This is a genomic window from Cupriavidus sp. IDO (assembly GCF_000812465.1).
Lineage (GTDB): Bacteria > Pseudomonadota > Gammaproteobacteria > Burkholderiales > Burkholderiaceae > Cupriavidus.
The window spans coordinates 88,447-106,072 of the sequence record NZ_JWMA01000035.1; the positions used below are offsets into that span (position 1 = coordinate 88,447).

Here is a 17,626-nt window from a genome sequence, read left to right on the forward strand (position 1 = left end):
CACGATGAATTGACTGTCCCTTCGGTGTTTCCCTGGCGCACACCACCTTTGTCCTCCAGGCGAAACAATCTATTTCGGGTTTGCCGGCTATTGCTGCCAAGGGAAAACCCGTAGGATAGTGCCGCTGATGCTGCGCTGCGACAAATCCGCCACATTCCTCAGGGCAATGTCGCCACGCACAGCCGGGCAAGGCATGCCAGCAAGCAACTCCTGACACAGGAATCGGTCTACGTCTTGCCCGAGGCACTCAAATCGTCGAATTGTGCTGATTTCACAACTCACAGGACCTCTGCCGTGAAGATAGATGACATTCGCAAGAACGCGTTCGCAATGCCGCTGCACAGCCCCTCGTATCCGCGTCCGCCTTTCCGCTTCCTCAATCGCGAATACTTCATCATTACCTACGAAACCGACCTGGATGCCCTGCGAGCTGTCGTTCCCGAGCCCCTGACGGTCGATTCGGCCCTGGTCCACTACGAGTTCATCCGCATGCCGGATTCATCCGGATTCGGTGACTACACCGAGAGCGGCCAGGTGATCTCCGTCATTGATGAATCGGGCCGGAAGGGCAACTACACGCATGCGATGTATCTGGATGATGAAGGACCGATCGCCGGCGGCCGTGAAATCTGGGGGTTTCCGAAGAAGCTCGCCTCGCCGCGCCTGGCCATTGATGGCAACGATACGTTGCTCGGCACCCTCGACTATGGGACGCAGCGGATCGCGACCGGCACGATGGGCTATAAATTCCGCCCGCTCGATATCGAGGCCGAACGCCGCAAGCTGGCGGATACGCCGAACTACCTGCTGAAGGTCATCCCGCACGTCGATGGCTCGCCGCGGATCTGCGAGCTGGTCCGCTTCTATCTGCAGGATGTGTCCGTGCTCGGCGCCTGGGAAGGACCCGCCGCGCTGGAACTCCATCCGCACGCGCTGGCGCCCGTTGCCGAGCTGCCGGTCAGGAAGATCGTGGGCGCGAGGCATGTCATTGCCAATCTCACCCTCGATATCGGCGAAGTCGCCTTTGATTACCTCGCGCCTGCACAGGCCCCGAGGCTTGTCGTCAACCAGTAAGCCCACAAGGAGCAATCATGTCATTGCAAGGAAAAGTCGCGCTCGTAACCGGCGCAGCAAGTGGTATTGGTGAACAATGCGCACGCCAGCTGGCTCAGGATGGCGCCGCCGTCGTCATCGCCGACCTGAATCTGCAGAATGCGCAGAAAGTCGCGGATGCGATCGTCGCCGAGGGCGGCAAGGCGATTGCCGTGTCGATGGACGTGACGAGCGAAGCGGCGGTCAACGCCGGCATCGAAGAAGCGGTCAGCAAGCTCGGCAGCATCGATGTGCTGGTGTCGAATGCCGGCATCCAGATTGTCAATCCGATTGAAGACTACGAATTCTCGGACTGGAAGAAGATGCTGGCCATTCACCTGGACGGCGCCTTCCTGACAACGAAAGCCGCCATCCGGCATATGTATGCGGCAGGCAAGGGCGGTTCCATCATTTACATGGGTTCGGTTCACTCGCACGAGGCATCGAAGCTGAAGTCGGCCTATGTGACAGCCAAGCACGGGCTGCTCGGCCTTGCCCGTGTCGTCGCCAAGGAAGGCGGCTCGCGCGGCGTGCGTGCCAACGTGGTATGTCCGGGCTTTGTCCGCACGCCGCTGGTCGACAAGCAGATTCCGGAGCAGGCCAAGGCCCTCGGCATTTCGGAAGCGGATGTGGTCAAGAACGTGATGCTGAAGGAAACCGTGGACGGCGAATTCACGACCGTCGCAGACGTGGCCCGGACGGTTGCGTTCCTGGCCGGATTCGAATCGGCGGCGTTGACCGGACAGTCGGTCGTAGTGAGCCACGGCTGGTTCATGCAATAAATACAAGGAGTCAGACGTGCGCCGCAGCGGAACCAGCAGGATCAATCGCGACCATCACCTGGAGTTGCCCCCCTATGACGAAATCGGATTGGTCCTTCAGGGAGGCGGCGCGCTCGGCTCCTACCAGGCAGGCGTTTATGAAGGTCTGGCGGAAGCCGGCATCAGGCCTACCTGGATCTCGGGAATTTCGATCGGTGCACTGAACACGGCCATCATCGCAGGCAACGCGCCTGCAGACGGCGCAGAAGCATTGCGCGGTTTCTGGAACACCATTTGCCAGCCTGCGGACCTGATCGGTCACGTGGGCGCCTGGTGGCCGGCGACGTTGGGTTTCAAGGACGTAGCGCGCAAGTGGTCGAGCATGTGGGCCGCCAGCCGCGCGCTGACAGAAGGCCAGAAAGGGTTCTTTGCACCGCGCTCGCCCTTGCATGCCGCCGGGCTGTCACCTAAGGATCCAAGCCAGGTAAGCTTTTACGATACGGCCGCCCTGCGCGCCACGCTGCTCAAGTACGCCGATTTCGATCGCATCAACGACGGCGATATTCGGGTGTCCGTGGGGGCAGTCAATGTCCGCACGGGGAACCTGATCTATTTCGACAATACGAAGATGCGCCTGAAGCCGGAGCACTTCATGGCATCGGGCGCGCTACCACCCGGTTTCCCCGCGGTGGAAATCGATGGCGAATACTATTGGGACGGCGGCCTCGTCTCCAACACCCCGCTCACCGAAATTGTCAGGGAATCCCAGCACAAGGACACACTGATATTCCAGGTGGATCTGTGGAGCTCGCGTGGCAGGCTGCCGGGCAACTTCCTTGATATCTCGGAGCGGACCAAGGATATCCAGTACTCGAGCCGGACCCGGGCGATTACCACCTTTCTCGAGGCAGAGCAGCAGCATGCCTGTCTCATCAAGCAGCTACTGGAACACGTTCCCGAGGAAGTGCGCCAGAGCCACCCACTCATGCGCAAGGCGCAGGAAGTCGCGGGTGGCCGTGCGGTCAATGTGGTCCACCTGATCTACAAGAACAAGGCCTTCGAGGGACACTACAAGGACTACGAGTTCAGCACCGACACGCTGGGCGAGCATTGGGAGGGCGGCCTGGAGGACATCCGCCGCTCGCTCGGCAATCCTGACTGGCTTGCCATTCCCAGCCGGGACATCGGCTTCGTGACACACGACATACATCGCCAGGCAGCGCCGACGGCCGATGCGTTCAATGATGTGGTCGACCCCGCAAGGCTCACGACGATCGAGAGTTTCCCCGTCGACCAGGAAGACGATCTGAGCGTCGGCGCCAGGTAACCCCGGTCGGGGCCGCGGAACTGAATGTCTGCGAGCCGCAATACGACGGCCTGGAAAAGCATCTCGCTGCGGCGCCGGTCATCACCGTGCCGACGATTACCCTGGAAGGTGACGCGAATGGTGCGCCTCATCCCGAGCCGGAAACGTATGCGACGAAGTTCTCCGGCAAATACGTGCACCGGACGATCAAAGGCGTAATCGGCCACAATCTGCCGCAGGAAGCGCCCAGGGCCTTTGCGGATGCAGTGGTCGAGATCACCAGCTACTAGTTGCCCCCGGGTGATGCGGCAGCGAGGCGTTCCTTGAGTACGGCGCGATGGCATGGGGCGTTCATCCGATGGCTGGGCTGTCGAGCTTGCGCAGCGACGACTCCTGGGCGGACCGGGCTGTTCTATGGTCACGAATGACCAGTCTCCAGACTCGCCCTCAGACGCGATACCCGTAGAGTGTGCCGCCGGCTTCGCGCGCGTTGTCCAGCGGGTCGCCCGCAATTTCGCTGCGGGCATTGCCGTTCGGCTGAACTGTGCCGACAGGTAGCCGGCCCGCGTAGTCATTGACCGTGACCAAGGGAAGGCTGGCGGCAGCGGCGAAAGCGGCGGCTGCAATCGCCGGGATTAGCATGCGTGTGCGAATCATCTGGAATTCCCTGTTTGAGTGGAAAACTTGCCAAACTCAAGATTCATGAGCAGTTGGCCAGCCGGCTGCACGAATAGGTGCGGGCGCCGGTCGACGTCCTCGGGTATGCGCGGCCAGTTGAGCGGGCTGGCCGTTGCCCTGGTGTCTAACGGTCCCAGCGGATCCGCAGAAATCCAGCCAGACTGATGGCTGCTGCCACGGCAATGCTGACGGCCACCAGTACGAAAGCAGTATGCAAGCTCGCGTAGCCTTGCAGGACCAGCGCCATGGCAGCCAGCGCAAATACGCAGCGCACCACGCTTGCGGCCATCGGCCAGAGGATGCGTCGTGCCCCCTGGCCTGCAAAGTAGAGTTCGAAAATCACGCCAATCACCGCATAGAAGGGCGCTACCACGTGCAGGTATTGCGCGCCGACCGCCATCACGGCGCTATCGCTGGTAAACAGGCCCATCCAGAGTTGCGGGAAGAGCGAGACGAGCAGTCCGACCAGGCCAACCACGCCGGCAACGAACAGCACGTTCACGATCGCGACGCGCCGGGCACGCACCACGTTGCCTGCACCGAGGTTCGTGCCCACCAGCGTGATCGCGGCGGTTCCGAACCCGAACATCACCGGCACCAGCAGCATGTCGAGGCGGGAGGCAATGCCGTAGCCGGCGATGGCGGCGACGCTCACGGCACCGGCCGCAGCGGTCAGCGCGGTGACTGACATGGCCTCCATGACGGCGTTGATCGCCGACAGCAAGCCGACGCCGAGGATCGCACTGAAATGCTTGCGCTGCAGCGGATGGCGGCGCAGGCGCAGCGTCGACGAGGGCGAACGCATGTAGGCGACCACCACGCCCAGCGCGGCGATATTGCACAGCACCTGGGCGACGCCGGCGCCCGCCACACCCATGCGGTGTCGGCCCATGTCTTTTGTGAAGCCAATCCGCAAAGTGCCAGCGCTACGGCGGATAGCGCGATCACAAAGCGTCGACGGGCAGTTTCAGAAGAGTGCAATTGCATTAGTTGCGACATTCCCCAACAAGCCGCTGCGCATCGTCGTGCCTTTCGCCGCGGGTAGTGGTGCGGATATCTTTGCCCGCTATTTCTGTTCTCGTTACTCATGGGTACGGGTGGCAGAATCCACGAACGCTTGGGCGGGCTACGCAAAGAATCTCCTTGGGACGCGGAGCGTCTTGCATGCCAACCTCCATGCTCGTGAAATGACTGCGTACATAGGCGGCATGCATATAGTGCAGCGGCACCATGATGCGGTATCCGGTCGCCGCCACGGCCTTGGCCGCGGGGACCATCGCCTTGGGTTCGCCCAATACGGCGCGCATGGCCCAGCCACCTGCCTCATGCCAGACCGCACCGTGTTCAAGTTCACCATCCACGCCCACGATGGCCGCTTTGCTGAAGACCTCCACATTGTCACGGCCCAGCGTTTCCACCAGTTCTTCGGCCAGGAGCGTTCCCAGGGAACGCAATTCTGCCATGAAGATTTAGGCAAAGAATTAGCCATCATCCTCAAGCAAGCGGTCAGCCATCATCCTCAAGCAAGCGGTCGTGGTCGATAATCGACCGGGTGCCGAAGGTGCCATTGCCGTGAGGAATATGGAAAACGAACCGGCGGATGGCTACACTATTCTGATGGGCACCAATACCCCGATGGCAGCCAACGTCGCGACCATGAAGAGTCTGCCATATGACGCGGTCAAGGATCTGGTTCCGATCTTTGGCATTACACGCACCATGGCAGTCCTGGTGGTACCCGAAGGCTCTCAAATCAAATCGCTGAAAGATCTGGAAGCGCGTTCTGCCAAGTCATCGTTGAGCATGGGCGTCTATTCGGTCAGCTATCAGCTGGCGGCAGTGCCGCTGAGCCCCCATCTGGGTCACCCGATTCAAATGGTCAATTACAAGGGACTGTCGCAGACGGCGACTGATCTGATTGGAGACCGTCTGGATCTGGCATTCATCGATTCACCTGGCGCAGTTCCGCTCGTAAAAGACGGAAAAGCCCGTGCCCTGGCGGTAACAGGGGAGTCGCGCCACCCTGCGCTTCCCGACGTACCGACTTTGGCGGAAAGCGGTTATGCCGACGCGGTGCATTACGGCTGGACGGCGCTCTGGGTCGCGGCGAAAACACCAAGCGACCGCGTCGCGGTATTGGAAAAGGCGATGCGGACGGCGATGAGCGAACCCGAAACGAGGGAGTTCATCAAGTTCAATGCTGCCGAACCCATGCCTTACGACGCGGCACGAATGAGGAAATTCCAGACCGACGAAATCGCCCGCTTCAGTCGCGCAGTACGGACTAGCCACTACGAGTTGCGATAGGCTCGCGTGGGTACCTTTGTGGTCACGCCGACGGTGGTCGAAGCGGAAAAGGATGTAGTCATGGAAATTGCAGCGGTGCATCGAAACCTCATCGGAGGCGAATGGTGTGAGGCGGGAGACGTCACGCAGAACATCAATCCGTCGGACACGCGGGAGATTGTCGGCCTCTACGCGCGAGGCGGTGCCGCCGACGCGGAGCAGGCGGTAGCCGCGGCGCGTGCGGCCTTTCTCGCGTGGGCTGACAGCTCCCCTCAGCTGCGCCACGACATCCTCGCGCGAGCTGCGCAGGAATTGCTTGCCCGCAAGGAGGAACTGGGGCGTCTGCTTTCCAGCGAAGAGGGCAAGACGCTGCCGGAAGGCATCGGCGAAGTGGCGCGCGCGGCGAGCGTACTGGGTTTCATGGCCGGAGAGGCGCTGCGGATTCGCGGCGATCGTCTCCCCGGCCTGCAACCGGGAAGCGAAACCGAAGTCACCCGCGAACCCCTTGGCGTGGTGGGGGTCATTGCACCGTGGAATTTCCCGATCGCGATCCCTGCCTGGAAAATTGCGCCTGCGCTTGCCTATGGCAACACCGTGGTGTTCAAGCCAGCCGAATTGGTGCCTGGATCGGCGTGGGCACTCGTGGACATCCTGCATCGCGCGGGATTGCCGGATGGCGTGCTTAATCTGGTGATGGGCTCCGGGAGCGAAGTGGGAGGTGTGCTGTGTTCCCATCCTCATGTCGACGCGATCAGCTTCACGGGTTCGGTCCCCACGGGGCGCCGCATCGCCGCCGATTGCGTGAGTGGCCCGGTCATGAAGCGCATGCAACTGGAGATGGGGGGCAAGAACCCGCTAGTGATTCTGGATGATGCGGATCTGGATGTGGCAGTGGAGTGCGCGGTGCAAGGTGCGTTCTTCAGCACGGGCCTGCGGTGCACGGCGTCGTCTCGTTTCATTGTGACCGAGGCCGTTCATGACCGCTTCGTACAGGCCGTCACCAAACGACTCGACACAGTGAAGATCGGCCACGCATTGCGGGCCGACTCGCATATCGGCCCGGTGGTGGATGAAAAGCAGCTCGACGTCAATCTGTCTTACATCGACATCGGAAAGAAAGAAGGCGCCCATCTTGCATGGGGCGGACAGGCATTGGAGCAGGACACGCCGGGGTTCTATCTGCAGCCGGCATTGTTCACCGAGGTCAGCGGCCATGCGGATCGCGCGAGAAGAGATCTTCGGGCCGGTGGCATCGATCACGCGGGTTCGTGATTTCGATGAGGCGTTGCAAGTTTCCAATGACACGGAGTTCGGCTTGGCAGCGGGCATCTGCACCACCAGTCTACGCCACGCCTCACATTTCAAGCGACACGCGCAGGCCGGCATTGTCAAGGTGAATCAGGCGACCAGCGGCCTTGACTATCACTTGCCGTTCGGTGGTCGCAAGACTTCCTCCTATGGGCCGCGTGAGCAAGGCCAGTATGCGGTTGATTTCTATACGGTTATCAAGACGGCATACACGTCCGCGTAACTTCGTTTCCCACGCGGTGTACGCGCCATGCGCAAGTTGCCAAGCATGAAGGCGATCAGTCGCGGCAGGGTGAGCTTGCGCTGACGGGTGAAGGCGGCGGGGTTCGGGATGGCGGGCAAGATCGTGAAAGACCTTGGTGTGCAGATGTTCGGTAAGTGTGGCGAACATTCAGTCAAGCGTCCGACGCAACACGATGGGCTTTCCACCCATGTTCTGTTTGGTCATCCAGGCTGCCAGCGCGGAATCCAGGTAGTCGGCATGACCCGGGAACCAGTCAAAGAGGGCCATCCCGATGTTTCGAACCAGTTCGGCGCCGGCCTTCCCTTGTGCGACGGCTTGCTTGACTTCACCGATCGACTTCAGCACTGCCGCATGCTCGTCGACGTGGCAGTCCCGCGGGGGGAAGTTGGTGGAACGCATCCATTCGTCTTCCTGCCCGAAATGGCTGATCGCGTGCTGTTCGAATTGTTCGATCGCTTCCGCGGCGCTCGCATCCGAGCAGGTCACCAGTTTCAGTGCAAGCGCGTAGAACTCTTTATGCACGTCGTCCATGGGCGTGAACCCGAGCAGACGCGCATCGGACCAGGCGAGACTGCTGTCGCTAGCCGGCGTCGGCGCACTGGTATCCCGGGTTGATGGGGCGCGGGAGGAAGTCTGGTCGTTCATGTTCAAGGTCTCGTGTTGTGCCTGTGTGATGCGCTGGCTCAGAGGTCCAGTATCAGCTCGCCCGATTTTGCGCGCGACACGCAGACCATGATCTGCGTTGCTTTCTCGTCGTCGCGCAGCACTAGGTCTCGATGATCCACCTCTCCCGAGCACAGCCCGGTACGACAGGAACCGCAGGTACCGCTTTCGCATGAGCTTGCAACGTGCACGTTTGCGGCGCGCAGCACGTCAAGGATCGAGCGATCAGCCGGGACGTCCAGCGACGTGCCGGTGCGCTTGAGCTGAACCATGAACGGCGTGTTCACCTGCGCGTTCGCGTTGTTTGCGCCGAAGCTCTCAAAGTGAACCGTGCCAGACGGCCAGTGACCCGTCATGTCGCGTACCGTGTCCATCAGCACCTGCGGGCCGCAGCAGTAGATGTGCGCTGCCTTGGGCCGCTCGAACAGAGTCCAGAAGTCGAATGATTTGGCGGGGTCGCCGAAATCGTGGTGAATCTTCACCGTCGAGCGCCACTCGTCGCTGCCGAGTTCGTCCAGGAACGCCGTACCTTCCGGGTCGCGGGCCAGGTAGTACAGCTTGAAATCCCGCAAGCCTTCCGCCTTCAGTTGGCGCGCCATCGAGAGCATCGGCGTGATACCAATGCCACCCGCGACAAGAATGAACGACTTCGCACGCTCGTCGAGCGGGAATTCGTTTCGCGGCAGGGACACGTCAATCAGATCACCTGCGGACGTGTTGTCGATCAGGCTCATGGATCCGCCGCGACCGTTGCTGTCGCGCTTGACCGCGATGACGTAGCGGTGACTTTCCTGCGAATCGTTGCAGAGGGAATAGCTGCGGCGCATGCCATTGGGCACCACAACGGTCAAATTCGATCCGGCTTCGAACGGCGGAAGAGGCGCGCCCTGCGGATCGGTCAGCTCAAAGCGCCAGATGTCGCGTGCAATCTTTTCCTTCTCGGCAATCTTCAGCCGCAGAAAGCCGCTTTCCTGGGTAGTCATGTCTGTCTCCCTCTATTCGATTCATTTCACTTCAGTCGGAGTATCATATTACTAGAGATCTAATTAAGCAAGCGACGTAATAGACGGGTGGAATTCTGGGTTAGGTATAAACCCTCCCTTGTCAGGGACACCAGGGTCTCGTAGTCTCATAACTAGACATCTAATTAAATGGTTGGCAACGAGAGATCACCACCGTCCAGCGCGGGGGTTTGACCGATCGAGTCGACCAAACGCCCCCAAGAGACAACGAAATGAAAGATTCCACGTTGAGCTACGCGGATGCGCCTCCGCATCTGAGCACCGATTCCGTAGCCGTCGAGGCGACCTATCGCCTGATCACATTCAGGCTGATGAGCTTCTTGTTCTTCTGCTGGGTGCTGAACTATCTCGATCGCGTCAATATCAGCTTTGCGCAGTTGCAGTTGAAGCAGGACCTGGGACTCAGCGATGCCGCATACGGGCTCGGTGTGAGCCTGTTCTTCATCGGCTACATCCTGCTCGAAGTGCCGAGCACGTTGCTGCTCAGGCGCATCGGCGCACGCAAGACCGTGACGCGGATCATGCTGTTGTGGGGCGCCATTTCCACCGCCATGGCTTTCATGAATGCGCCCTGGCAGTTCTACCTCGCCCGGACGCTGCTTGGTGCGGCGGAGGCGGGCTTCTGGCCGGGGATCATTCTCTATCTCTCGTTCTGGTATCCCGCGAAGCGTCGCGCACGTATCACGTCGCGATTCCTGCTGGCGATTGCCGTGGCCGGCATCATCGGCGGTCCGCTTTCAGGCCTGATTCTGCAGAATTTCACGGATGTCTGGGGCTTCCGCAACTGGCAGTGGCTGCTGTTCCTTGAGGGCCTGCCGGCTGTGCTTGCAGGGGTGTTTGCCTGGTTCTACCTGGTCGACAAACCGCAGGATGCGGCGTGGCTGACTGCCGCGCAAAAGCACATCGTCGTGGCCGCCCTGGAGGAAGAACACCGCGCGAAACCGGACAGCGCACCGAGCCGCCTGATGGTTGCGCTGCGCGACCCGCGCGTCTATGTGATTGCAGCAGGCTGGGCCACGGTACCCATTTGCGGCACGATCCTGAACTATTGGACGCCAACAATCATCAAGCAGACGGGCATCTCCAACATGCTGGAGATCGGCTTCCTGTCTGCGTTGCCGTACATCGTTGGCGCCATTGCCATGCTGCTGATTGCACGCAGCTCCGATATGCGGCTTGAGCGTCGCTGGCACTTCTTTCTGTCTACAACGGCGGGTGCCGCGGGAGCAACGCTCTTGACGATGCTGACCCACAACCCGGCCGCTGCGATCGTGTGCCTGAGCCTCGTTTCGGTGAGCTATTTCGCCGCCGCGGCCATCATCTGGACCATTCCGCCGAACTACCTCAAGGGCGAGGCGGCCGCGGGCGGGATCGGCGTCATCAGCAGTCTCGGCCAGGTCGGCGCCTTCTTCGCCCCGATCGTGCTCGGCTGGGTGAAGACCGTGACGGGAAGTTTCTCGGCGGGCATCTTGCTGGTTGCCGTGCTGGTCTTCGCTGGCGGTATTGCGGTCCTCTTCGGCGTGCCACGTCAGCAACAGGCGCCGAAATCCGTTGCCTGAGAGCGCACGCAACGGGTCGATTTCGATTGTTAGAAAGGAACATAAATGAGCAAGCTTCAACTCTCCATCGGCGTGGGCAACTATGACCGGATGCGTCCGCTGATCGACGGCGACGTCCAGATCGACGGCGTGGATCCCGTGTTCATGTTGCAGGACCCGGAAGAAATCTTCTTCCGGGCTTTCCGCCACGCAGACTACGACATTTGCGAGCTTTCGCTCAGCAGCTATTCGGTCAAGACGGCCGCAGGTACCTCGCCGTACATCGCCGTGCCGGTGTTCCCGTCGCGCGCATTCCGGCACAGCTCGATCTACGTGCGTGCTGATCGCGGCATTAACTGGCCGGAAGACCTGAAGGGCAAGCGGATCGGCGTGCCCGAATACCAACTCACGGCCAACGTGTGGGTCCGCATGTTCCTCGAAGAGGAGTATGGCGTGAAGGCATCGGACATCCACTGGGTGCGCGGCGGTTACGAAGACCCGACGCGCGTGGAGAAGATCTCGCTGAAGCTGCCGGAAGGCGTCATGCTTGAGAACGCACCGGAGGGGAAGACGATTTCGAATCTGCTGGCCGAGGGGGAGATCGACGGCGTGATCGGGCCGCGTGCACCGTCGTGCTTCGACCGTCGGCACCCGCAGATCAAGTACCTTTTCGACGACCCGCAGAAGAGCGCCGCGGAATGGTACGAGCGCCGCAAACTGTTCCCGATCATGCACACGCTTGGCATCCGAAAGACACTGGCCGAGCAGCATCCGTGGCTGCCTGGCGCCATCGTGAAGGCCTTCGAGCATTCGAAGGAAGTGGCGCTCGCGCGTTTGAGCGATACGTCGGCCACCAAGGTCACGCTTCCGTTCATCGAAGACCAGCTGCGCAACGCGCGACGCCTGATGGGTCACGATTTCTGGTCGTACGGATTCGCCAACAATGAAAACGTGATCGACCGCTTCCTTGCGCAGCACCACGCCGAGGGGCTGTCGAGCCGTCGCCTTCAACCGGCTGAGTTGTTCCACCCAGCCAGCCTGGAAAGCTTCAAGATCTGATTCCCGCAGCGGGCGTTGATGCCGTCGCGCGTCTGGCAGGAGCCAGATGCGCGGGGAATACCAGGGGGCGGGACAGCGGTCGGTACTCGTCATCCCTTCTGAATTTGCAGGGCATCGGTGCGCGGCCAGCAGGCGGCACGCGCACCGATGAACGCGCTATGATGTGAGCCATATTGGATACAGTCACGGCGAGGAAAGCATGGTTGCAACACGTTCTTCCGGCAAGGAAAAGTCTTCCCGAGAGGATCCCATCCTGCGGCATTGGCGCGAGGCCGTGCCGGACGATCGTCTTGCCCACCTGGTCAAGGATGCGGCCCGCGCGATGGTGCGTGGGCTGCAAATGCGCCTGGCGCAGCATGAGGTCTCGTTTGGCCACTGGGCGTTCCTGCGCATCCTGTGGGTCACCGATGGGCTGACGCAGAAGGAACTCAGCGACGAGGCCGGCACCACCACACCGACCACTTTCAGCGCGGTGTCCGCGATGGAAAAGCTCGGATACGTCGAGCGTCACTACGCTCCGGGCAATCGCAAGAACACGCACGTGTATCTCACGGCCCGCGGCCGTAGCCTGAAAAACAAGCTCGTTCCACTGGCTGAAGAAGTCAACGAGATCAGTGTCAGGGGCCTGAAGGCCACGGAGATCAACATTGCGCGCAAGGTGCTCCTGACGATCATCGAAAACATGGCGCGCGACGAAGCCGAGACGGATGATCCGGCGCTGCGGATCCCTTCCACGCGGGAAATGGGCAGTCTGATCGCCGCGCGCGGCGAGGAGTAGAAAGGTATCCGATGCGGGCGGATCGCATCGGTCGTTCCAGGTTTCCCTTCTTCACATATTCAATGGATTGGCGGCGGCGCATCAGTGCGGCCGCTGTCGATCTCATGCAGTTTTTCCGCTCAATATACGGACCTTGCAAATGGATGTAGCAACCCGCGCGGCGATGACGCGCAATGTCTGCGAAGCGCTCGCGGAAGATGTTGGCAATATCGACTGGACGTCCCAGCTCGTTGACCCTGCCACCGCGGCCGAGGCCGTCCTCACGGTGCGTGAAGCTGCGCTGCTGTGCGGCAGGCCATGGTTTGAGGAGACCCTGCGGCAGTGCGAGCCGGGCATCACGACCAAATGGTTTGTTGGTGAAGGCGAATGGATGCGCGAAGGGCAGGCGGTGTGTCAGATCGCCGGGCCGGCGCGCGGCATTCTGACCGCGGAGCGCACGGCGCTCAATTTCATCCAATTGCTGTCGGGCGTGGCCACGGCGACGCACGCCTTGGTGCAGATCGTCAAGGGCACAAGGGCGCGGATTCTAGACACCCGAAAGACCCTGCCCGGACTGCGCCTGGCGCAAAAATATGCTGTGCGCATCGGTGGTGGCGAGAACCATCGCCGAGGACTGTATGACGGGATCCTGATCAAGGAGAACCATGTCGCAGCGGGTGGCGGGATTGCGCCGACGGTGCGCGCTGCACAGGAACTTGGTGCGGGCGTGCCGGTGCAGGTCGAGGTCGAGACGCTGGATGAACTGGCGCAAGCGCTCTCTGCAGACGCCGGGGCAATCCTGCTCGATAATTTCTCGCTGGAACAAATGCGGGAGGCGGTGCGCATCAACAACGGGCGCGCGAGCCTGGAGGTGTCAGGCGGCGTGACGAAGGAAACGCTGCGTGCGATTGCGGAAACGGGCGTGGACCGCATTTCCGTTGGCGGGCTCACAAAGCACGTCAGGGCGGTCGATTTCTCGCTTCGGGTTGACGCGCCAGGCGCGTAGTGTTGGCCGGGGGCAGTCCTCGTCGGCTGCCCGCCGAGCCGCACAAAGAACAAAGCCCTCGCTGTGCGAGGGCTTTGGTTTTCTGGCGAGGATCAGAGCGACACGTCTTTACCCGTTTCGCTCGATTCCAGTATGGCGATGCAAATCTCAAGCGTGCCTTTTGCCCACTCACCATCATGAAGAGGCGCCTGCCCCGCGATGACGGCCTCGTAGAGTTCGTCGATCACTTCACCGCGCGGCACGGTGGGGCGGGAAAGCGGCAGCGTCTCCCGTTGCTGGTCGCCGTACACGATGATGGAATCGGGCAGGGGGCGCAGGTCGGCGTGTTCGCACGCGACGATCACCGGGCCGAAATGCTGATGACAGCGTGTCGGCTCGTCTGCCGCGGTGGAGGGCGGCTTGTATGCGGCGCCGCCATACGTGCCGGCGGCCTTGAGTTGCGCTTCATCATTCGAGGAGGAGAGGGTCGCAAGGCGCCTCTGGGCGCCACCGTGGGCATCGGGATTTGCGTGATCACCCATCTCGCCGATCCAGCCCATCCACTCGTCGCTGTTGAAGTGGCCATACCCACTATACAAGAGGGAGGCATAGGCGCCATTCTCGAACCAGATCAGCGCCGAGTACGCGCCTTCGGTCGGACGCTTCGAGTCCCACCGGCCGACACTTGCGCGCAGGCGCGTCGCGCGCGAGCCCGCGAGCATCCGCACGATATCGACCTGGTGCGCAGCCTGGCTGAATACGGCACCGCCACCTTCTGCCGTCATGAGTTCCTCCGGGCGGCGCGGCCGGTATAGATAGTCGGTGTAGTTGAAGGCCTGGATCATCTTCACCGCACCGAAATCGCCCGAACGGATCAGCTCGCGCGTACGCAGGTACGGCGTATCGAAGCTGTGGCAATGTCCGACGATCAGATGCACGTTTGCAGCCCAGCACGCGGCGACCATGCGATCGCAGTCGGCCGCGTTGAGCGCCATCGGCTTCTCGACCAGCACGTGCTTGCCGTTGGCTGCGGCAATTTCGGTGTGCTGCGCGTGAAACTGATGGGGGCTGGCCACGTAGATGACTTCCACATCGGGGTCGCCGGCCAGGTCCAGCACGTCTGCGTAGGTCCGTGCGCCGAAATCGGCGGCGAACTGCTGCCGTGCTTCCTCGCGCGGGTCGCACGCAGCGACGAGTTGAACCCTCGGGTCTTGCAGGAAGGTGGGCAACATCAGCGAAAACGCTCGCCCCAGTCCTGCCACCCCGATGCGCAAACGGCGCTGTTCCATGGCCGGACTCATCGCTTATTGCCTGACCTGATAGTCGGTGGCGATCGCTGCGGGCTCGTCATCCGGCAGGGCATGTTTCGCGCTGACATAACGGGCGGCGTACGCACGCCAGTCGGTTTCCTTCGGCACCACTGCCTGATACGAACAGACCGTCTGCGGGATCGCCTTTGCGCCGGTACCGATGGCTTCGGCGTCCTGCTCGAATTCTGCGATGGCATCGAGCATGCGGCGACGGAATTCGACAATGGCGAGATCGCTCGCGCCCAGACGCTCGTCCGAACGATTGGCGATCGGACCCATCGTGACCCACATGGCGATGTCCTGGTTCGGGAAGCCCGTGATGCCGGTGAAATTGCCGGCCTTCATGGCTTGGCGGTCTTGCCAGAAGCGGTTCTCGTGGTTGCGCAGCGGACGGTAGCGCTCGTCCAGATCGGGGCCGATCTGTTGACGGAGGAACTGGCGCCAGGTTTCGGTTTCCGGCGTCGTCGCGGGATCGCCCCATGCGATGAAGTAGAACGCCGTATTCGTGTCGTCCATCGGCACGTTGATGTTGGCGACGTTATACAGGTTGTTGGGCGGGATCAGCACGGTGCCGGGTGCAACGAACACCGTCGAGCGCACGTAGTCATGCGTGTTGGCGTTGAAGATCGGGCGGCGCAGCGCAGCGTAGCGGAAGCCATATTCGGTGCGCTCGACCTGCAGGCGCGGTGCCTTGTCGGTGGACGGGCGCAGCCAGTTCTTCGACGTTGCCTCGGCGCCGCCGACGCGTGCCGGCACGAAGTCGGACGAGTGCAGGCTTGAGCTGTGTGCGGAATCAATCGCGCCCTCAAGGATCTGTGCCCAGTTGCACGGCAGCAGCGCCTTCGCGATGCTTACGCGGGTGTCAGCGGTCGGTGCCCAGGCGGGTGCGACGAATTCGGGAATGGCGTCCTGCGGACCCATGTACGCCCAGACCATGCCGCCCCATTCCTTCGAAGGATAGGCCTTGTGCTTGACCTTCTCGGTCATGCCGCTGGCGGCCGGCTCGGACACCATTTCCAGCACATTGCCCAGCACGTCGAACTTCCAGCCGTGGTACAGGCAGCGCAGGCCGCCGTCTTCGTTACGGCCGTAAACCAGCGATACGCGGCGGTGCGGGCAATACTCGTCCATCACACCGACGCGGCCTTCGTTGTCGCGGAACACGACCAGGTCTTCGCCGAAGACGCGGGCCTTGACCGGCGCGCCATCCGGTTCGCTGACTTCTTCAATCAGGCAGACTGGGGTCCAGTGCTGGCGCATCAGCTTGCCCATCGGGGCATCGCCTTCTACGCGGCACAACAGTTCATTCTCTTCATGGGTCAGCATATTTGTCTCCAGGCGGTCATAGCCTTCTTCAACTGGTGTTGGTGCATTCTATTAGATATCTAGTTAAACTGGCAAGAAAATTTGATAAGGGCCAACCCCGCCATGTCGGCAAGTGACTGATTTGATTGGGGTTTCAGGCGGGCGTCGGCCGGAAGCCCGCATGGGTGCTAGGGCTGGCCACCCCGGTAAACTGCACGGGAATCAAAGGGACCCCCGCTCGAGCGCCCGTCGACCAGATTGGTCAGGCGCTGCAGGCGGCTGGTGATCAGCGACTGCTGCGCGGCATACAGACCGGTTTGCACGGTCAGCGTAGCACCAGGCAAGCCTGGGCGCCGAGCCCATGCAAAGCACGGCCGAGGCATTTGACGGCTTGTACAAGGCCGATCGCGAGCGCTGGCGTCAGGTCATCCAGGCCAACCATCTGAAGATCGAGTAAGCCGGCATCCGCGGTCCGTCGAGGGGGTGTCGGCTACCGAAGCGCCTGACACGGGCGCAGAGCGCCTGGCTGACCTTGCACTATGCCCACCGCCACCACACGTGTCAGCCCCCCTTCGACACCAGTACCGCATCATTCCGATACACCTCCGGGAACATCACCTTCAGATTGCCGATCTTTGGCAGGTCGTTGATCACGATGTATGGATAGCCCGGATTCTTGACGAGAAAGTCCTGGTGGTAGTCCTCTGCAGGATAGAAGCCCTTGTAATCCTCGATGCGTGTCACGATCGCCGCCCGATACGACTTCGCCGAGCCAAGCTGCGTGATATACGCCTGCGCAATCGACCGCTGCTCTGGCGTGAGCGGGAAGATCGCCGACCGATACTGCGTACCGTGGTCCGGACCCTGGTAGTTCAGTTGCGTGGGATTGTGCACGACCGAAAAGAAGATCTGCAGCAGCTTGCCATAGCTGATCTGCGTGGGGTCATAGCGGACCTCGACCGATTCAGCATGGCCGGTCAAGCCGGTGCCAACCTTTTCGTACTGCGCGGTACTTGCTGCGCCACCGGCATAGCCGGACGTGACGCGCGTGACGCCGCGCACATGCTCGAACACGCCTTGCACGCCCCAGAAGCAGCCACCGGCGAATACCGCGGTCTCGCTGTGGCTGGTGCCCGGCTTTTCGTCGACGCTCGGGGCGGGGATCTTCACCGCATCCTCAGCCGAAAGCGCGGGCAGTTGCCACGTGGCGGCCACGGCCGTCAGCATGGCGAGGCCCGCGAGCCTGAGTGTGGTGGTGCGCGTCCAGCGTTGCATTGTTGCGATGACTTTCATGGTCAGGTCCCCTGAAAAG

At 61.5% G+C, this 17,626-nt stretch carries 15 protein-coding genes and 3 pseudogenes; 10 read left to right on the top strand and 8 right to left on the bottom strand.

Annotated elements, in window-relative coordinates; genetic code table 11:
* Nucleotides 1–294 precede the first annotated feature (294 nt).
* The 4 genes and pseudogenes from RM96_RS12095 to RM96_RS12110 form a co-directional block, all read left to right on the top strand.
* Entirely contained in the window at nucleotides 295–1,074 is a 780-nt protein-coding gene (locus tag RM96_RS12095; RefSeq protein WP_039010765.1) for an acetoacetate decarboxylase, read from the top strand.
* A 17-nt stretch (nucleotides 1,075–1,091) separates the two neighbouring features.
* Entirely contained in the window at nucleotides 1,092–1,874 is a 783-nt protein-coding gene (locus tag RM96_RS12100; RefSeq protein WP_039010767.1) for a 3-hydroxybutyrate dehydrogenase, read from the top strand.
* Between the two features lie 16 nt (nucleotides 1,875–1,890).
* The gene (locus RM96_RS12105; RefSeq protein ID WP_052279472.1) at nucleotides 1,891–3,180 is read left to right on the top strand and encodes a DUF3734 domain-containing protein; all 1,290 of its coding nucleotides are present in this window, start codon (nucleotides 1,891–1,893) and stop codon (nucleotides 3,178–3,180) included.
* Between the two features lie 32 nt (nucleotides 3,181–3,212).
* Nucleotides 3,213–3,449: pseudogene (locus tag RM96_RS12110) on the top strand (alpha/beta hydrolase); the annotation flags it as partial.
* A 157-nt stretch (nucleotides 3,450–3,606) separates the two neighbouring features.
* Here the strand turns inward: RM96_RS12110 and RM96_RS12115 are convergent.
* The 3 genes and pseudogenes from RM96_RS12115 to RM96_RS12125 form a co-directional block, all read right to left on the bottom strand.
* On the bottom strand, nucleotides 3,607–3,816 hold the full coding sequence (locus RM96_RS12115) for a hypothetical protein (RefSeq protein WP_039010770.1): 210 nt from the start codon (nucleotides 3,814–3,816) through the stop codon (nucleotides 3,607–3,609).
* Nucleotides 3,817–3,961: 145 nt separating this feature from the next.
* A complete protein-coding gene (locus tag RM96_RS12120) occupies nucleotides 3,962–4,729 on the bottom strand; it encodes an MATE family efflux transporter (RefSeq protein ID WP_082016524.1) in 768 nt (255 codons plus the stop codon).
* 193 nt (nucleotides 4,730–4,922) lie between these two features.
* A pseudogene (locus RM96_RS12125) lies at nucleotides 4,923–5,303 on the bottom strand (amino acid synthesis family protein); the annotation flags it as partial.
* Between the two features lie 67 nt (nucleotides 5,304–5,370).
* Between RM96_RS12125 and RM96_RS12130 the strand changes: the two are divergent.
* A complete protein-coding gene (locus RM96_RS12130; protein ID WP_193752440.1) occupies nucleotides 5,371–6,144 on the top strand; it encodes a tripartite tricarboxylate transporter substrate binding protein in 774 nt (257 codons plus the stop codon).
* A 60-nt stretch (nucleotides 6,145–6,204) separates the two neighbouring features.
* Nucleotides 6,205–7,654: pseudogene (locus tag RM96_RS12135) on the top strand (aldehyde dehydrogenase family protein).
* Between the two features lie 168 nt (nucleotides 7,655–7,822).
* Here the strand turns inward: RM96_RS12135 and RM96_RS12140 are convergent.
* Nucleotides 7,823–8,320, bottom strand: coding sequence for a bacteriohemerythrin (locus tag RM96_RS12140; RefSeq protein WP_039010773.1), 498 nt, complete (start codon nucleotides 8,318–8,320; stop codon nucleotides 7,823–7,825).
* Between the two features lie 38 nt (nucleotides 8,321–8,358).
* The gene (locus RM96_RS12145) at nucleotides 8,359–9,321 is read right to left on the bottom strand and encodes a PDR/VanB family oxidoreductase (protein ID WP_039010774.1); all 963 of its coding nucleotides are present in this window, start codon (nucleotides 9,319–9,321) and stop codon (nucleotides 8,359–8,361) included.
* A 251-nt stretch (nucleotides 9,322–9,572) separates the two neighbouring features.
* Between RM96_RS12145 and RM96_RS12150 the strand changes: the two genes are divergently transcribed.
* The 4 genes from RM96_RS12150 (at nucleotide 9,573) to nadC (ending at nucleotide 13,720) form a co-directional block, all read left to right on the top strand.
* Complete coding sequence (locus tag RM96_RS12150) at nucleotides 9,573–10,919, top strand: MFS transporter (RefSeq protein ID WP_039010777.1); 1,347 nt, start codon at nucleotides 9,573–9,575, stop codon at nucleotides 10,917–10,919.
* A gap of 45 nt (nucleotides 10,920–10,964) precedes the next feature.
* Nucleotides 10,965–11,957, top strand: coding sequence for an ABC transporter substrate-binding protein (locus RM96_RS12155; protein WP_039010779.1), 993 nt, complete (start codon nucleotides 10,965–10,967; stop codon nucleotides 11,955–11,957).
* 199 nt (nucleotides 11,958–12,156) lie between these two features.
* Nucleotides 12,157–12,735, top strand: coding sequence for a MarR family winged helix-turn-helix transcriptional regulator (locus RM96_RS12160; protein WP_039010781.1), 579 nt, complete (start codon nucleotides 12,157–12,159; stop codon nucleotides 12,733–12,735).
* A gap of 139 nt (nucleotides 12,736–12,874) precedes the next feature.
* Nucleotides 12,875–13,720, top strand: a complete 846-nt coding sequence (gene nadC / locus RM96_RS12165; protein WP_039010782.1) for a carboxylating nicotinate-nucleotide diphosphorylase — start codon at nucleotides 12,875–12,877, stop codon at nucleotides 13,718–13,720.
* Between the two features lie 92 nt (nucleotides 13,721–13,812).
* On the opposite strand, the gene RM96_RS12170 is transcribed toward nadC, so the two are convergent.
* The 3 genes from RM96_RS12170 to msrA form a co-directional block, all read right to left on the bottom strand.
* Nucleotides 13,813–14,988 (bottom strand): Gfo/Idh/MocA family protein, encoded by a 1,176-nt coding sequence (locus RM96_RS12170; RefSeq protein ID WP_039010815.1) that lies wholly within the window; start codon nucleotides 14,986–14,988, stop codon nucleotides 13,813–13,815.
* Between the two features lie 15 nt (nucleotides 14,989–15,003).
* Nucleotides 15,004–16,335, bottom strand: coding sequence for a Rieske 2Fe-2S domain-containing protein (locus tag RM96_RS12175; protein WP_039010783.1), 1,332 nt, complete (start codon nucleotides 16,333–16,335; stop codon nucleotides 15,004–15,006).
* A gap of 540 nt (nucleotides 16,336–16,875) precedes the next feature.
* The gene (gene msrA / locus RM96_RS12180) at nucleotides 16,876–17,607 is read right to left on the bottom strand and encodes a peptide-methionine (S)-S-oxide reductase MsrA (protein WP_039010784.1); all 732 of its coding nucleotides are present in this window, start codon (nucleotides 17,605–17,607) and stop codon (nucleotides 16,876–16,878) included.
* Nucleotides 17,608–17,626: the final 19 nt, after the last annotated feature.

What these genes read in the sequence shown, in the direction of transcription:
- RM96_RS12100 (WP_039010767.1), top strand. Translation starts at nt 1,092, where the DNA reads ATGTCATTGCAAGGAAAAGTCGCGCTCGTAACCGGCGCAGCAAGTGGT.
- RM96_RS12175 (WP_039010783.1), bottom strand. Translation starts at nt 16,335, where the DNA reads ATGCTGACCCATGAAGAGAATGAACTGTTGTGCCGCGTAGAAGGCGAT.
- RM96_RS12140 (WP_039010773.1), bottom strand. Translation starts at nt 8,320, where the DNA reads ATGAACGACCAGACTTCCTCCCGCGCCCCATCAACCCGGGATACCAGT.
- RM96_RS12150 (WP_039010777.1), top strand. Translation starts at nt 9,573, where the DNA reads ATGAAAGATTCCACGTTGAGCTACGCGGATGCGCCTCCGCATCTGAGC.
- nadC (WP_039010782.1), top strand. Translation starts at nt 12,875, where the DNA reads ATGGATGTAGCAACCCGCGCGGCGATGACGCGCAATGTCTGCGAAGCG.
- RM96_RS12170 (WP_039010815.1), bottom strand. Translation starts at nt 14,988, where the DNA reads ATGGAACAGCGCCGTTTGCGCATCGGGGTGGCAGGACTGGGGCGAGCG.
- RM96_RS12160 (WP_039010781.1), top strand. Translation starts at nt 12,157, where the DNA reads ATGGTTGCAACACGTTCTTCCGGCAAGGAAAAGTCTTCCCGAGAGGAT.
- RM96_RS12155 (WP_039010779.1), top strand. Translation starts at nt 10,965, where the DNA reads ATGAGCAAGCTTCAACTCTCCATCGGCGTGGGCAACTATGACCGGATG.
- RM96_RS12120 (WP_082016524.1), bottom strand. Translation starts at nt 4,729, where the DNA reads ATGGGCCGACACCGCATGGGTGTGGCGGGCGCCGGCGTCGCCCAGGTG.
- RM96_RS12115 (WP_039010770.1), bottom strand. Translation starts at nt 3,816, where the DNA reads ATGATTCGCACACGCATGCTAATCCCGGCGATTGCAGCCGCCGCTTTC.
- RM96_RS12145 (WP_039010774.1), bottom strand. Translation starts at nt 9,321, where the DNA reads ATGACTACCCAGGAAAGCGGCTTTCTGCGGCTGAAGATTGCCGAGAAG.
- msrA (WP_039010784.1), bottom strand. Translation starts at nt 17,607, where the DNA reads ATGAAAGTCATCGCAACAATGCAACGCTGGACGCGCACCACCACACTC.